This window comes from Kluyvera sp. CRP, assembly GCF_019930565.1.
GTDB lineage: Bacteria > Pseudomonadota > Gammaproteobacteria > Enterobacterales > Enterobacteriaceae > Kluyvera > Kluyvera georgiana_A.
The window spans coordinates 1798648-1814548 of record NZ_CP082841.1 but is presented as its reverse complement, the minus strand read 5'-3'; the positions used below and the strand labels follow the sequence as shown (position 1 = coordinate 1814548).

The 15901-nt window shown below is 55.4% G+C and carries 12 protein-coding genes and 1 tRNA gene; 4 read left to right on the top strand and 9 right to left on the bottom strand.

Features of this window, described 5'->3' with window-relative positions; translation table 11 throughout:
• Positions 1-59: 59 nt before the first annotated feature.
• The gene (gene rpoD, locus K7B04_RS08535; RefSeq protein ID WP_163447860.1) at positions 60-1904 is read left to right on the top strand and encodes an RNA polymerase sigma factor RpoD; all 1845 of its coding nucleotides are present in this window, start codon (positions 60-62) and stop codon (positions 1902-1904) included.
• A 145-nt stretch (positions 1905-2049) separates the two neighbouring features.
• Here the strand turns inward: rpoD and mug are convergent, their stop codons facing one another.
• Positions 2050-2556 carry a G/U mismatch-specific DNA glycosylase gene (gene mug / locus K7B04_RS08530; protein WP_163447859.1) on the bottom strand — a complete coding sequence of 169 codons (507 nt, stop codon included), beginning with the start codon at positions 2554-2556 and terminating at the stop codon, positions 2050-2052.
• Between the two features lie 126 nt (positions 2557-2682).
• On the opposite strand from mug, the gene K7B04_RS08525 reads away from it, so the two are divergent.
• Positions 2683-2758: transfer RNA gene (locus K7B04_RS08525), tRNA-Ile, on the top strand.
• Positions 2759-2829: 71 nt separating this feature from the next.
• Here the strand turns inward: K7B04_RS08525 and K7B04_RS08520 are convergent.
• The 4 genes from K7B04_RS08520 to K7B04_RS08505 form a co-directional block, all read right to left on the bottom strand.
• Positions 2830-4788 (bottom strand): acyltransferase family protein, encoded by a 1959-nt coding sequence (locus tag K7B04_RS08520; RefSeq protein WP_223803822.1) that lies wholly within the window; start codon positions 4786-4788, stop codon positions 2830-2832.
• A 246-nt stretch (positions 4789-5034) separates the two neighbouring features.
• Positions 5035-5334, bottom strand: coding sequence for a DUF1889 family protein (locus tag K7B04_RS08515; protein WP_065356095.1), 300 nt, complete (start codon positions 5332-5334; stop codon positions 5035-5037).
• 179 nt (positions 5335-5513) lie between these two features.
• Positions 5514-7067 carry a peptide MFS transporter gene (locus K7B04_RS08510; RefSeq protein WP_163447857.1) on the bottom strand — a complete coding sequence of 518 codons (1554 nt, stop codon included), beginning with the start codon at positions 7065-7067 and terminating at the stop codon, positions 5514-5516.
• Positions 7068-7547: 480 nt separating this feature from the next.
• Positions 7548-8312: a siderophore-interacting protein gene (locus K7B04_RS08505; protein ID WP_223803821.1), complete on the bottom strand. Its 765-nt coding sequence runs from the start codon at positions 8310-8312 to the stop codon at positions 7548-7550.
• 233 nt (positions 8313-8545) lie between these two features.
• Here K7B04_RS08505 and K7B04_RS08500 point away from each other — a divergent pair, with 233 nt between their 5' ends.
• The gene (locus K7B04_RS08500) at positions 8546-9064 is read left to right on the top strand and encodes a PadR family transcriptional regulator (protein WP_223803820.1); all 519 of its coding nucleotides are present in this window, start codon (positions 8546-8548) and stop codon (positions 9062-9064) included.
• Here K7B04_RS08500 and K7B04_RS08495 read toward each other — a convergent pair.
• The gene (locus K7B04_RS08495) at positions 9061-10581 is read right to left on the bottom strand and encodes a PAS domain-containing methyl-accepting chemotaxis protein (protein ID WP_223803819.1); all 1521 of its coding nucleotides are present in this window, start codon (positions 10579-10581) and stop codon (positions 9061-9063) included. The two genes, K7B04_RS08500 and K7B04_RS08495, sit on opposite strands and share 4 nt — an antisense overlap.
• Before the next feature lie 345 nt (positions 10582-10926).
• Here K7B04_RS08495 and ygjG point away from each other — a divergent pair, with 345 nt between their 5' ends.
• Positions 10927-12318, top strand: coding sequence for a putrescine aminotransferase (ygjG, locus tag K7B04_RS08490; protein ID WP_064542185.1), 1392 nt, complete (start codon positions 10927-10929; stop codon positions 12316-12318).
• A 35-nt stretch (positions 12319-12353) separates the two neighbouring features.
• Here ygjG and K7B04_RS08485 read toward each other — a convergent pair whose 3' ends face one another.
• The 3 genes from K7B04_RS08485 to K7B04_RS08475 are packed head-to-tail and all read right to left on the bottom strand — an operon-like array spanning position 12354 to position 15893.
• On the bottom strand, positions 12354-13268 hold the full coding sequence (locus tag K7B04_RS08485; protein WP_223803818.1) for a DUF1861 family protein: 915 nt from the start codon (positions 13266-13268) through the stop codon (positions 12354-12356).
• The gene (locus tag K7B04_RS08480) at positions 13268-14326 is read right to left on the bottom strand and encodes a glycoside hydrolase family 130 protein (RefSeq protein ID WP_223803817.1); all 1059 of its coding nucleotides are present in this window, start codon (positions 14324-14326) and stop codon (positions 13268-13270) included. The genes K7B04_RS08485 and K7B04_RS08480 overlap by 1 nt, the downstream gene beginning before the upstream one ends.
• A complete protein-coding gene (locus K7B04_RS08475) occupies positions 14307-15893 on the bottom strand; it encodes an alpha-glucosidase (protein ID WP_223803816.1) in 1587 nt (528 codons plus the stop codon). Before K7B04_RS08475 ends, K7B04_RS08480 begins: the two co-directional genes overlap by 20 nt.
• Positions 15894-15901: the final 8 nt, after the last annotated feature.

Below are 15901 nucleotides of genomic sequence, written 5' to 3'. Positions count from 1 at the left end.
GTCGGCGGTTCGTTCGCCGACCGACACCAATCAAATGAATTAAGTGTGGATACCGTCTTATGGAGCAAAACCCGCAGTCACAGCTCAAGCTTCTTGTCCAACGTGGTAAGGAGCAAGGCTATCTGACCTATGCCGAGGTCAATGACCATCTGCCGGAAGATATCGTCGATTCAGATCAAATCGAAGACATCATCCAAATGATCAACGACATGGGTATTCAGGTGATGGAAGAAGCACCGGATGCCGATGATCTGTTGCTGGCTGAAACCTCCAACAACACTGATGAAGACGCAGAAGAAGCGGCTGCACAGGTTCTGTCCAGCGTGGAATCTGAAATCGGGCGTACAACCGACCCGGTGCGCATGTACATGCGCGAAATGGGTACCGTAGAACTGCTGACCCGCGAAGGCGAAATCGACATCGCCAAACGTATTGAAGACGGGATCAACCAGGTACAGTGCTCCGTTGCCGAATACCCGGAAGCCATCACCTATCTGCTGGAACAATACGATCGCGTTGAAGCGGAAGAAGCCCGTCTGTCCGACCTGATCACCGGTTTCGTCGACCCGAACGCCGAAGAAGATATGGCGCCAACCGCCACTCACGTCGGTTCCGAACTGTCTCAGGAAGAGATGGATGACGACGATGAAGATGAAGACGACGATAGCGACGACAGCAGCGACGATGACAACAGCATCGACCCTGAACTGGCGCGTGAGAAATTCGCCGAACTGCGTACGCAGTACGAAGTGACTCGCGACACCATCAAAGCCAAAGGCCGTAGCCACGCTGCCGCTCAGGAAGAGATTCTGAAGCTGTCTGAAGTGTTCAAACAGTTCCGTCTGGTGCCGAAACAGTTCGACTACCTGGTGAACAGCATGCGTGTCATGATGGATCGCGTGCGTACCCAGGAACGTATCATCATGAAGATGTGCGTTGAACAGTGCAAAATGCCGAAGAAGAACTTCATCACCCTCTTCACCGGCAACGAAACCAGCGAAACCTGGTTCAACGCGGCTATCGCGATGAACAAGCCGTGGTCTGAAAAGCTGCACGACGTGAAAGAAGACGTTCTTCGCAGCCTGCAGAAACTGCAGCAGATTGAAGAAGAAACCGGCCTGACCATCGAGCAGGTAAAAGACATCAACCGTCGCATGTCCATCGGTGAAGCGAAAGCCCGCCGTGCGAAAAAAGAGATGGTTGAAGCGAACTTACGTCTGGTTATCTCTATCGCTAAAAAATACACCAACCGTGGTCTGCAGTTCCTCGATCTGATTCAGGAAGGCAACATCGGTCTGATGAAAGCGGTTGATAAGTTTGAATACCGTCGTGGTTACAAGTTCTCCACCTACGCTACCTGGTGGATTCGTCAGGCAATCACCCGTTCCATCGCCGACCAGGCGCGTACCATCCGTATCCCGGTACATATGATTGAGACCATCAACAAGCTCAACCGTATCTCCCGTCAGATGCTGCAAGAGATGGGCCGCGAGCCGACGCCGGAAGAGCTGGCTGAGCGCATGCTGATGCCGGAAGACAAGATCCGTAAAGTGCTGAAGATCGCTAAAGAGCCTATCTCCATGGAAACGCCGATCGGCGACGATGAAGATTCGCATCTGGGTGATTTCATCGAGGATACCACCCTCGAGCTGCCGCTGGACTCTGCGACCACCGAGAGCCTGCGTGCCGCCACCCACGACGTTCTGGCTGGCCTGACCGCCCGTGAAGCGAAAGTGCTGCGTATGCGTTTCGGTATCGATATGAACACCGACCACACGCTGGAAGAAGTGGGTAAACAGTTCGATGTTACCCGCGAACGTATCCGTCAGATCGAAGCGAAGGCGCTGCGTAAACTGCGCCACCCGAGCCGCTCTGAAGTGCTGCGTAGCTTCCTGGACGATTAATCGCCCTGCCCAATGTGAAAAAGCTCCCTTTTGGGAGCTTTTTTTTGCCTGTTATCCGCGCGGGAGCGGTAGGCCGGATAAGGCGTTTACGCCGCCATCCGGCAATCTGCGCGGGTTCTGCCGGATGGCGCTTCGCTTACCCTGCCTACAGGCCACGTGCCTTCAACGCCGAGTCCAGCGCCTGATACGCTTCCACCAGCTTATCCAGCGTTATTCGGCTCAATCCGCTCGGATTCGGTAACACCCACACTTCGGTGTCGCCAATTCTGTAGGTCTGCTTCCCCCACGTCGCGCCGCGCTGCCCTAAGCCGCGTTCAAAGGCTTGCTTGCCCAGCACCGCCAGCGCAGCAGGTTTATAGTGCTCAACCTTCTCAATCAGCGCCTGGCCGCCGCTGCGCAGCTCCTGCAAGGTCACCTCCGTGGCCTGCACCGTCGGGCGCTCAACCAGCTTGGTCACGCCGCAGCGAAATTTCAGCATCTGCGCCGCCTCTTCCGGCTTCAGCTGGCGATCGGTAAACCCCGCCAGATGCAGCACCTTCCAGAAGCGGTTTGCTGGATGGGCAAAAGGATAGCCCAGTGAAGACGATGACAGTCCCGGGTTGATACCACAAAACAGTACCCGCAACTCTGAATCGATAATGTCCTTAACCATAATATCCTCGACCTATACATCGTGAGACGAGTATAACGAATTGAAAATGCATTGTTTATAAAAACAGCATGTGCACGCTTAGCGCTGGATTGGCGGCCATTGTTACATTATAATCGTCGGCTAATTGGCCCCTTAGCTCAGTGGTTAGAGCAGGCGACTCATAATCGCTTGGTCGTTGGTTCAAACCCAACAGGGGCCACCAAATTTAAGCAGAAAATACATACAGTTAGGCCACTCTCACGAGTGGCCTTTTTTATTGCATGACCCCGCGCCTTAGCGCGCAATCAGCGGCATCACCACGCTTTTCAGCACCTTATCCGCACCGTATCGCGTCAGATGCTGTGGGTCTTTGTAGTAAATATGCGCGCTTTCCGCAAAACGGCAGGTCGCCGTGTCACACAACGCATCTTTCAGGCTGGCGAATTCAGCGTTCAGCTTCGTCGATACCTTGCCAATCAGCGCCGCGCTGGCATCAGGCTCAACGCTATCGTGACCCACCACCTCGCACATTCCGGCGCTTTGTGGGTTCGCATAGGCAAACGCCCGGCTAAAGCAGCGCATTACGCGTTTGGGCGGGGAAAAATTCATCATCGGCACATCGCCCAGCACAATGACCCGCTTACCCATTTTCTGCAAACGCGTGATGGTCTCTGCCAGCCCCTGCTGCAGCGCCTGAGCAGGGCCTAATGACGGCGTCGTTTCCGACTGCCAGGGGGCTTTTCCTGCCATCAAACCGGACTGCCAGAAGCCCGTAAGAATCACCGTCGAGATCTGCTTATCCTGAGCCAGATAGTTGTCGACATCGAGCTTGAATGCCCGACACTGCGCGTCATGCAGCGGCCAGCCGTCGGCAAGGCGATACACGCCGAACAGCGGCGGACAGGACGATTTCGCAAAAATCACCGGCGTCAGATGACGGTCGTGCGCCAGTTGACGAAACGCCGCGGCCAGCGCCCCGGCATGGCTATCGCCAATCAGGGCAATTTTCTCCTGCGCCTCGCCACCGGTGCAGCGCGGGGTTCCGGTCAGCAGAATATTGCCGTATGAGGTCATGCAACTATCTTCCGCCTCTTCTATCTCCGACTGCATCCGGGCAAAGTCCTCAGGCCAACGGGCGGGAAAACCTTTTTGCAGCCAGGTGGTGGCGAAGACCAGCGTCAGCAGCCCCATCGCCATCCCGTAGCGCCAGAATACGCGAGATGCCGGCAACTGCGCCGCCCGAAAAGGTTTCTCGATGAGGTAATAGCTGATCGTCGCCAGCAAAAACGAGAGCGCAATCAGCAATACGCGCATCCCGTTCCCCGGCTCCGCTTCGCAAAGATAGTGGTAAAGGCTGATAACCGGCCAATGCCACAGGTAGAGTGAATAGGAGATGAGCCCAATAAAGCGCAGCGGTTTCCAGGTTAGCAAACGGCGGTTGATAAGCGCCGTTTGCCCGTCCAGCAGCAACACGGCGCCCATCACCACCGGCAGCGCCCCCAGCCCAGGGAAAGAGGTCTGCGCGTCGTAAAAAAGCGCACACCAGGCAATGAGTAAAACACCCACGACAGATTTCAGGTTATCAACCTTTGTCGAGAATGCCGCGGGAAAGTGGGTATGGGCCATTCCCAGTAGCGCCCCGGCAAACAGCTCCCAGGCGCGAAACGGCGTCAAAAACCATGCGCTATGCGGAATCTGCAGGGTTCCGGCGGCGGCAATGGCAAAACAGAGCAGCGTGACGCTCCCCATCAGTAAAAAAGAGAGTTTTTTATCAAAACGCGTCAGCACCAGAATCAGCAGTGGCGCGAGAAAATAGAACTGTTCTTCCACGCCCAATGACCAGGTCATCAATAAAGGATTATGCTCGGCGCTGGGGCTGAAATAGTCGATGGAATTCCAGAGCGTTACGTTAGAGACCGACAACAGCGTCGCCGCGGCATCACGGCCTAATTTCCTGAAATCGGCTGGCGTAGAGATAAAGAACATCACCAGCCAGACGGCAATCACAACGGCAATCAGCGCGGGAAGAATTCGCTTTATTCGGCGAACATAAAACTGCCCCCACGAAAAATGGCCCGCAAGCTTACTTTGATAAATATGGCCGCCAATCAGATATCCCGAAATGACAAAGAAAACATCAACGCCCACAAATCCACCGGGGAATCCCAGCCCAAAGTGAAAGAGCACCACAAGGAGTACGGCGAGCGCGCGCAGCCCATCGATATCGGCACGATATTTAACGGTTGAGTTCATATTTATCTCTGGATGCAGGGGAGTAAAATCTAAAAGCATCATTATATGATGATGTTTTTAATTATATTTTTATTGAATTCGGTCTTTCTTAGCGAAATTATAAAAGCGGGAAGATGATGGCTCAAGGCAGGCCAACGGTTTTCAGATTAATTGCAACCAGGCCGAAATCGCTTATTGAGAGAAAATATGCAGATAAACATCGGACTTTGCGCTCTCACCGTCAAAGCGAGAGCGCCGACTTAGGGTTTATACCAGCGCACGGAGCTCTTCGCGCATATAATCGGAGAAGTATTCCGGGTTTTTAATCAGCATGTGTTCACCAGAGTCAACCTTGTCGGCCCAGCCAGCAACCTTCTGAGTGAATCCAGCATTCCAGCCTTCGCGATCGCCACGCGCCGTAATGTCGGCCGCACTCGCGGGCACGCCCAGCTCTTTCAAATATTTCAGAATTCCCTTCGCTGTACTTTCGTCCATAGACTGTGGCACCGGCTCAGACGTATTCATACCACCAATAAAATCCAACGCTTTATCAATGACTGCTGGCATATTCTTGTCCTTAAATTAACCACGTAGTAAACAAGTCTATACTATGGACTGGAATCGAGCGGGATTTCAAAGAAACCGCTCACGTTCTTGCATTTTTTCGTGAGCTGTCACCCTTTTGGCCGCCGTTTGCGCAAAAAAAAGCCGGCGCATCGGCGCCGGCAGGTGATGTTGAATGGCAATCAGACGTTAGTCGCCGGGTTCTGCTCCGCGCTGGATTTGCTGTTTTCCAGCATCCGGCGTACCGGAACAATCAGCACGCACAATACGGCAGCACAGATCAGCAGCGCGATAGAACAGCGGGCGAACAGATCCGGCAGCATATCCAGTTGGTCGGCCTTCACGTGGCCGCCAATCAGGCCAGCGGCCAGGTTACCCAACGCGCTGGCGCAGAACCACAGCCCCATCATCTGGCCGCGCATTCTTTCCGGTGCCAGCAGCGTCATGGTCGCCAGCCCAATCGGGCTCAGACACAGCTCGCCGAGCGTCAGCATCAGAATGCTCCCCACCAGCCACATTGGGGAAACGCCCGCGCCGCCGTTGCTCAGCACGTTCTGCGCCGCCATCATCATCAGGCCAAAGCCTGCTGCCGCGCACAGAATACCGATCACGAACTTGGTGATACTGCCCGGGCGCACGTTCTTACGCGCCAGCGCAGGCCACGCCCAGCTGAAGACCGGAGCGAGCAGGATGATAAACAGGGCGTTAATTGACTGGAACCATACCGCCGGGATCTCAAAATCACCGATCATGCGGTTGGTATAGTCGTTGGCGAACAGGTTGAAGGAAGTGGGTTTCTGCTCAAAGGCGGACCAGAAGAACGCGGCGGAAACCAGCAGAATAAAGCACACCAGCAGACGCGCGCGTTCTTTACGGCTCAGGCCCGCAAAGGCAAACAGGTAAATAAAGTACAGTGCTACCGATGCCGCGATCACGTACACCAACACGCTCGCCACGGCCACCGGGTTAATCACGATCACGCCCTGAGCAATCAGGGTGATAACCACCGCGACGCCCACCGCCAGCGCCAGCAGCCATGCGCCTACGCCGTTCTTTTTCACCACCGGGCTGTTCCAGGTGGAGTCCAGCCCCACTTCGCTGTCGTAGCGCTTCATCGCCGGTACGGCGAACACACGGAAGATAACCAGCGCGACCAGCATCCCGATACCACCGATACCAAAGCCCCAGTGCCACCCGTGGGATTTAATCAGCCAGCCGGAAATCAGCGGCGCGATAAACGACCCCATGTTGATACCCATATAAAACAGGGAGAAGCCGCCATCGCGACGGGCATCGCCTTTTTTATACAGAGTGCCGACCATCACCGAGATACAGGTTTTAAACAGACCCGACCCCAGTACGATAAACATCAGGCCGATAAAGAACAGGTTGTCGCCCATAAACGCCGACAGCGCGATAGACAGATGTCCCAGCGCAATCAGGATGGAACCGTACCACACCGCTTTTTGCTGGCCGAGCCAGTTATCCGCCAGCCAACCGCCCGGCAGCGCCGCCAGGTACATGGTGCCCGCGAAGATACCAACAATCGCCGACGCGTTTTCACGCGCTAATCCCATACCGCCGTCATACACGGTAGCGGCCATAAACAGGATCAGTAACGGGCGAATGCCGTAAAACGAGAAGCGCTCCCACATTTCGGTAAAGAACAGCGACCCCAGCGGATAAGGGTGACCGAAAAAGGTTCGGCTTTCGTTTTTATTAACAGTGGAATGCATAGTTTCTCCAGAGAAGGTGCGTTGTCACGCAGGTAAGTCGTGTAAGCAGGCTAACCATTTTCTAATTTTGTCGATTTTTTACATTCGACTCTGAGTTTTTAACCATTTGATAACCATAAGATGGTCGTGTCTAGTCCCTTCACCGCTATTTTTAGATGAAAACTCGACAAACATCTAGTTTTATAGATTTTGTATTGGCAAAAGGCATAAGGTGATTGACATCACAATATCATACAGATATTGATTAAATAACCATATAAAACAATTAATTATAAAAACAAAACAACAAATAACTCACGTCGGAAAGGCGCAAAATAAAAGTATAAAAATTAGGGAAAAGACGTCCTTCAGACGATTGTTTACGGCAAGCGGCAATAAATATGGCCGAGGTGTAGCGGCGGGGAGCGAAAAGAGAGAATGGCGCTGACAAGCGCCACAGGAAGTCATCCTGGCCGCAGGAGAAACTGCGGCAGAATCACGTTATTTGGCGTGCCAGTAGGCGCTGGAGCGGACCAGCTGCGGGTCAATGGCATCGGTCACAAATCCATCGGTCAGGTTTTTAACCACCTTCCCTTCACCGGTCAGCCAGATAAAGTAATCGGACGGCGGCACCGTGAGCTGCGCCAGACGCGCGGCAACGGCGGCGGCGTCATACTCGCTAATCCATTCAATATTGAACTCATCAAAACCGGCCAGATAGGCTTTATCCGCCACGTCACGCACCATCACCAGCGCGGTAACCTGCGGACGCTGCGCCAGCGTGCGTAACGCCTCCAGGCGGCGACGTAGCGCCGGCATACCGGTTTCATCGCAGACATAAAGCTGCCAGGCATAATCTTCCGGTACCACCAGCGAACCGCGCGGACCACCGATCGTCAGCGTATCACCCGCTTTAGCCTCCATCGCCCATTGACTTGCGACGCCGCCATCATGAATGAAGAAGTCATAGGCCAGCTCATGGCGTTCAGCATTATACAGCGGGGTATAGTCACGCGATTGTGGACGGACGCCCTCAGCCCAGACGATACCGTCATCGGTTACCGTTGGCGGCGTGATTTTGCTCCCTGCTTGTGGGAAGAATAATTTGGTGTGATCGTCAAATCCACGCGAACTAAAGCCTTCCAGCGCCTCGCCGCCCAGCACTACGCGCTGAAAAGCCTCGCCGATGCGCTCAACACGCAGTACGGTCAGTTCACGAAAACGAAGTTCATTGCGCACGCGCTGTGGGTACTTTTTCTCTTTCATTGAGCGTCTCTCTGGCAAATAGATATATCTAAACATTTTGCAAATGATAATGATTGCCAATTAAGAAGAAAGCAAGCAATTTTTATGATATAGACGAAAACAGCAATAAAAATGCCCCCACAAAATTAAACTAATTAAAATCAATGGCATATAGAAATATTCATTTCCATATTGATAAAGATATAAATTTAGATATAAATTAGATATATCTAAATATTAGTAAGGCGTGAACAATGAGCTCTCTTTCTGATACCGAACATCGCGGACGTGGTCATCATGGCGGACGCCGTCAGCGTTTCTTTGGCCACGGCGAATTGCGTCTGGTGCTCCTCAACATTCTGAAAGACAACGCCAGCCACGGTTATGAATTGATTAAAGCCATTGAAGCTCTGACGCTGGGGAACTACACCCCAAGCCCCGGAGTGATCTACCCGTCGCTTGATCTGCTCCAGGACCAGGGCCTGATTACGGTTCAGGAAGAGGACGGTGGGCGCAAAAAAATCGCTATCACCATCGACGGCGCACGTACGCTGGAAGAGAACCGGGAGCAGTTGGAACAGATCCAGGCGCGGATAAAGGCCAGAATGGTAGGGCATGAGCTGCGCAAAAATCCGCAGATGAAACGGGCGATCGATAACTTTAAGGCCGTGCTGGACCTGAAGGTGAATCACGGAGAAATCAGCGACGCGCAGCTAAAACAGATTATCGGCGTTATTGACCGCGCGGCGCTGGAGATCTCACAGCTCGATTAATGCAGGACGGTCACCGCATCCTGTAAACGGCTGGCGCGGTGTTTCACCATCGCCGACACGTTGGCGCTTTCCGCCACCAGCCCGGCATTTTTCTGGGTGATCTCATCCAGCTTTGCCACGGCACGAGTTAAATCAGACAGCCCCGTGGCCTGTTCGGACGTCGATTGGCTAATCTGCGCAATCAATTGGGTGACATTCTGCACCTGCGAGACAATATCATCCATTGTGCGTCCCGCGGTGTGCACCTGCTCTGAGCCGGACTGCACTTTACTGGCGCTGGCCTCAATCAACTGGCGAATTTCATTGGCCGCCGTCGCGCTTCGACTGGCTAAATGGCGCACCTCTCCCGCCACCACCGCAAACCCTTTCCCCTGTTCGCCCGCCCTCGCCGCTTCAACCGCCGCATTCAGCGCCAGGATATTAGTCTGGAAGGCAATATCGTTAATCAACGTGGTAATCGAGCCAATGCGCTGTGTGCTGTCGGCAATCTCTTCCATCGTCTGCACGACCCGGTGCATCGCCTGCCCCCCCTGAGAGGCCGCGCCGCTGGCGGCCAGCGACAGCTTGTCGGCCTCGGCGGCGGTTTGGGAATTATTCTGTACGGAAACCGCCATCTGACTCATGGTAGCGACGGTTTGTTGGACGTTGACCACCGTTTCCTGGGTGCGCTGGTTCAGCTCTTCGTTACCGCGCGCCAGCACATCGCTGCCGTCGCTCACGCTGTTCACCTGACTTGAGACATCGTTAATCAGCCAACGGCACATCAGGCCCAGCTGGCCGACGGAACGCAGCATCAATCCCAGCTCATCACCGCGTTTTAAATGCTCTACGCTGTTGCGCTCGCCGGTGGCCACGCTCAACGCCTGACGGGCGACGTTCTCAATAGGGCGAATAATCTGCCACTCCAGCACTGCGGTGGCCAGCAACACGATCAGCGCTGATGTCAGTACTGCCGATATGGGCGCCCCCAGCGTCAGCAGACTTGCGGCCAGCAGCAGGTAACATCCCAGCGTGACGCTACGCATACGCCAGCGCAGCGGTATGGTCGCCAGTTTGCCCCACCAGCGTTTGCTGACGACAAGACCTTTATGCAGGCGCTTGTTGCTGCGATTTTCCCGTAGCGCCTGATATAGCGGCTCGACGGCGGCAATCTCTTCAGCCGAAGCCATCGTGCGGATGGACATATAGCCTATCGTTTTACCATTACGCACCTGCGGGATGGCGTTTGCGCGCACCCAGTAATGGCCGCCGCTTTTAGGCTGGTTTTTGACGATCCCGCTCCACGGTTCTCCCTGCTTGAGCGTACGCCACATATCGGCAAACGCCGCTTTTGGCATATCGGGATGACGCACCAGATTGTGCGGTTTGCCAAGCATCTCTTCGCGGCCGTAGCCGCTCACTTTCACAAAGGCATCATTAACATGGGTGATGTAGCTATCGAGGTCGGTGGTGGACATCAGCGTAGTACGCTCGTCCAGCGGTGATGTGGACAAGTTTGGGTCGGACAGGGTAGACATACAGACATCCTTTTCAGGTGCAGAAAGAAAATGTATTACAATTGTTATATCGGAGGGATTTTAATTAACCTTAATTGTTAATTTTGCGTTAGATCGCAAAATGGACAAAAGCCCTACTTTTTTTATGCTGCGCGATGGCGGCGCAAAACCTGCCCCATCCTGGCGCAACCTGCCCTCTTGCGCTTCTCCCCTCAACCCCATCCTTGAGCCGCTGGACGATTAAATATTGTACACAACCGGTTTCTCCTGGCATTTATCCCGATTTTCACCGTTGCCGCTGAAGTGGCGTAATCCCTGCAATACTTAATTCAGTATCGTGTGATACGTGACCCCCAGGAGCACATTTTGAACAGGTTACCTTCCAGCGCCTCGGCTTTGGCCTGCAGCGCGCACGCACTGAATCTCATTGAAAAGCGAACGCTTGACCATGAGGAGATGAAAGCACTGAACCAGGAGGTCAGGGAATACTTTAAAGAGCATGTGAATCCAGGGTTTTTAGAGTATCGAAAATCTGTAACTGCCGGTGGGGATTACGGAGCCGTAGAGTGGCAGGCGGGAGGGTTAAATACGCTTGTCGACACCCAGGGCCAGGAGTTTCTGGATTGCCTGGGCGGTTTTGGTATTTTCAACGTGGGGCACCGTAATCCAGTGGTGGTTTCCGCCGTACAGAATCAGCTCGCCAAACAACCCCTTCACAGCCAGGAATTGCTTGATCCTCTGCGCGCTATGCTGGCCAAAACGCTGGCCGCGCTGGCGCCGGGCAAGCTGAAATACAGCTTCTTTAGCAACAGCGGGACCGAGTCCGTCGAAGCAGCGCTGAAGCTGGCGAAAGCTTATCAATCATCGCGCGGCAAATTTACCTTTATCGCTACCAGCGGCGCCTTCCACGGTAAATCGCTTGGTGCGCTGTCCGCGACCGCGAAATCGACGTTCCGCAAGCCGTTTATGCCGCTGCTGCCGGGCTTCCGCCACGTGCCGTTCGGTAATATCGATGCCATGCGCACAATGCTGAGCGAGTGCCAGAAAACCGGCGACGATGTGGCGGCGGTGATCCTCGAACCGATTCAGGGTGAAGGTGGCGTGATTCTGCCACCACAGGGCTACCTGCCCGCGGTGCGTAAGCTGTGTGATGAATTCGGCGCGCTGCTGATCTTTGATGAAGTGCAAACCGGCATGGGCCGTACCGGCAAAATGTTCGCCTGCGAGCATGAGAACGTGCAGCCAGACATTCTGTGTCTGGCGAAAGCGCTCGGCGGCGGCGTGATGCCTATTGGCGCGACGATTGCCACCGAAGAGGTGTTTTCGGTGCTGTTCGACAACCCGTTCCTGCACACCACCACTTTTGGTGGCAACCCGCTGGCCTGTGCGGCAGCGTTGGCTACCATCAACGTCTTGCTGACCGAGAACCTACCCGCTCAGGCGGAACAGAAAGGCGATATGCTGCTGGACGGCTTCCGCTGTATGGCGCGCGAATATCCGGATCTGGTCCGCGAAGCGCGCGGCAGAGGGATGCTGATGGCTATCGAGTTTGTCGATAACGAAATCGGCTATAGCTTTGCCAGCGAAATGTTCCGCCAGCACGTGCTGGTGGCCGGCACGCTGAACAACGCAAAGACCATCCGCATCGAACCGCCGTTAACGCTGACGATGGAACAGTGCGATCAGGTGCTGAAAGCCGCACGTAAAGCGCTGGCGGCCCTGCGCGTTAGCCAGAATCAGGTGGCAACCGAGCAGTAAACTCACGCCCCCTACGGTTTCGTGGGGGGGCGTTCTTACGCTTCTTCGGTAAACGGATCCGCGATATCCAGCCACTGCACTTCGCAATCACTGGTGCCGCAAAACAACCGCCTACCGCTTTTACCTGCCAGAAGCCCGGCGGGAAAAACGACATCCTGTAAATCGCTACGTTTGCTCTCTCCGGCGAGAAAATCCTCCCGGCAGGCGATGATCGCCATCGGGCTGCTGATACCGCGCTGATAGTCGAAAAGAAAACGAGCAGCGTGATAGTGCCGGTTTCCAAACTCATCAAACCGCGCGACGTGCGCCAGCACTCCTACCAGCCCCGAAGAGAGCACGCACGCTTCGTTCACGCCACACCAGTACTGCTCCTCCACATGGGAGAGCAGCGTGGCGCTGGCGATCGACTCCTCGTTGAGATCGGCAAGCCGGGAAACGATCGTCCAGCCGATGGTGCCGTGTCCGCCGGGTTCCCCCTGTGGACGGGTAAACACGAGGATACGCTTATCGGGTAGCTCGACCAGACGAATATCCTTCATTCCCCATGGCCCGGTCGTCAGGGGACGCAGCGCGGAAACCGACGGCCCGGCAAAAAATTGCGTACGCCAGCGAACCGCTCCCCTTTTCGTTGAGAAGTCGACTTCAACGCCGCCAAACAACAGCTGCCCGCTAACCCGGCTGACGAACGGATCCTGTAGCGCGAAATCCGGCATTCCGTCCAACAGTTCAGCGTGGCAGTCGCCATCCCAAAGGAAAAAACGCACCCGGGAATCTTCGCTATCGCGCCTCTCAACGCGGGCGGCAATACACCACCGTCCTTCATCCATAAAGGGTGCGGTTGGGTTGTAAACGTCCAGCCCGTCGACGCCGCGGAAGATGATTTTTCCACGGCTGCCATTTTGCGGCCGCGAGCGATAACGCTGATAAAGCGCCTCAACGTCGTCGCGCATTACACCAGCCCCAGATGCTGCCAGAGCTGATCCATCGGCAGCGTCGCCAGAGCGGTACACTCATCCGCCGCGCCGTACCAGACGTGCAGCACGTCATCACGCACCAGCGCGCCGCAGGTAAAGACCACGTTGCCAAAGAAGCCTTCGCGTTCGTACTGCGCGGTCGGCTCCAGCAGCGGTACCGGCGATTTGGCGAGAATTTTCAGCGGATCGTGGAGATCGAGCAGCAGCGCGCCCAGGCAGTAGCGCTGATCGGCATCGACGCCGTGGTAGATCTCCAGCCAGCCGCGATCGGTTTTGATCAATGGCGCGCCGCCGCCGGATTTACGCGAATCCCATTCATAGCCCGATCGGCCCAGCAGATGGCGATGGTTACCCCAGTGCAGCATATCAGGAGACTCGCAGATCCAGATCTCCGGGTGGCCAAAGTGGCAAGGCGCGGGGCGGGTTAGCGCCATATAGCGACCGCCGACCTTTTCCGGGAAGAAGCAGACATCGCGATTATCCGGACACAGGATCAGCCCCTGTTTTTCTACCGTGACAAAGTCGCGAGTGGTCGCCAGCGCGGTGGTGATCCCCAACGACGAAACGGCGGAGTAGTTGATATAAAAGAGATCGTCGATCCGGGTGATACGCGCATCTTCGCAACCGAACTCTTCATAGCGGCTATCGGCGATGATAAAGGGCTGTGAATCGATGGTGTAATGCACGCCGTCCTTGCTGCGCGCCAGGCGCAGATGGGACATCGAGGTCAGCCAGACCTGCGCGGGATCGCTTTTTAGCACGATGGTACGCGGATCGCTAAAATCAAAACGCTCATCGTCACGGTCGAAGGTTTTCGTGGCTTGTTGCCAGCCGCTTTCCTGCTGTTGCAGCAGCGGCACGACGATCTGTCGCGGGTTATCGTTAATCACGCTTTCCGCCACGCGCAGCAGCAGCACGATCTCGCCGTTGCACTCGGTCACGCCGGTATTGAACACGCACTCTACTTTGCGCCCCGGCAATGAGGGCGACACGTCTTTTGGGGTGATTAGCGGGTTACTGCGGTGTCTGTTCATGAACGCTCCTTTTCATCAGAATTTGATTTTTGCCCAGCCATTGGGCGTCTTCGCCATACAGAACGTCGGCGGAAATATCCCGCCAGGGGTTCAGCACCGGCGAGCCAAAGTTAATCGCGATCCAGACGCGCTCGGTGACCGTCTCGCGTATAAACCACACGCATTCATTTGTCAGCGATAACGAGCTACCGTCGCCCTCGCGCAGCGCGGACGTCGAGGAACGAAGCGCGATAAGGGTTTGGTACTGTCGCCAAAGGGACCCTGGCGTGCTCTGTTGATATTGCGCATTAAGCTGACGGTAGTCCGCGCAAACGGGCATCCAGGGCGAGACGGGCGAAAAGCCTGCGTTCGCCGCATCGGTCCACAGCAGCGGCGCCCGCGAAGCATCACGGGAATGCGCAATCGCCAACGCCAGCGCCTCGCTTTCATCGGCGCCCTGCCGTAACGCCGTTTGATAATGGGTCTTGCCCTGAATGTCGAAGATCTGCGCCACGGTCTGCGGGCAATAGCTCGGCATCCCCAACTCTTCGCCCTGATAAATAAACGGCACGCCGCGAACAGTCAGTTGCAGAGCCAGCACCGCCAGCGCGCGCTCGGTATCGCGCGGGCTCTCGCCGAAACGGCTAATCATGCGTGGCATATCGTGACTGGAGAAAAACAGCGTTGGCAGGCCTGACTGCCGCGCCTGGGTGGCGTTAATCGCCTGGCTCAGACGCGCAATATCGAAGCGTTTCTGGCTGCCGATATTGAAATTAAACACCACATCCATCAAATCAGGGCTCTGATAACGCGCCAGAATATCCAGCTCTTCGCTGCCGATTTCGCCAATCAGAAACGCCTCACCCTGCTGGCGCACGTAGCGACACAGCCGGTTTAGCGTGGCGATAATGCCCGGCTGGTTGATATCAAACTCATGGCGCTGCTCGCCGTTCTCTTGCGGGTTGTCCGGGCCAATACCGTTGGTGGTCAGAAAGTTGATCACGTCAAAGCGGAAGCCATCGACGCCCTGCGCCTTCCAGAAATCAACCACCCGGTAGATCTCCTGCTCCACCTCGGGGTTAGCCCAGTTGAGATCGACCTGCTCGGGGGCAAATTTGTGATAGTAGTACTCGCCGGTATCCGGCTCTGCGCTCCAGGCGCTGCCGGAGAAAAAAGATTGCCAGTTGTTCGGCTGACGGCTAAACAGGAAATAGTCCCGGTAGCGGCTGGCGGGATTATTCCAGGCGTCGCGAAACCAGGGGTGCGCCGAGGAGACGTGGTTCACCACCAGGTCAATAATCACCCGGATGCCGCACGCATGACAGCGCTCGACCACCTCGCGAAAGTCTTCCAGCGTGCCAAAACGCGCGTCAACGGCGCAGTAGTCACTGATGTCATAGCCGTTATCCACCAGCGGCGACGGGTAAAACGGCGTTATCCAGATAGCGCCGACGCCCAGTTCATGCAGATAGTCCACCTTCGATAGCAGACCGGGAAAATCGCCCAGCCCATCGCCGTTGCCATCGCAAAACGAAGGCAGATAAATTTGGTAGCAGGTGCATGCCTGCCACCAGGGTTGGTTGCTCACCGCGCAAT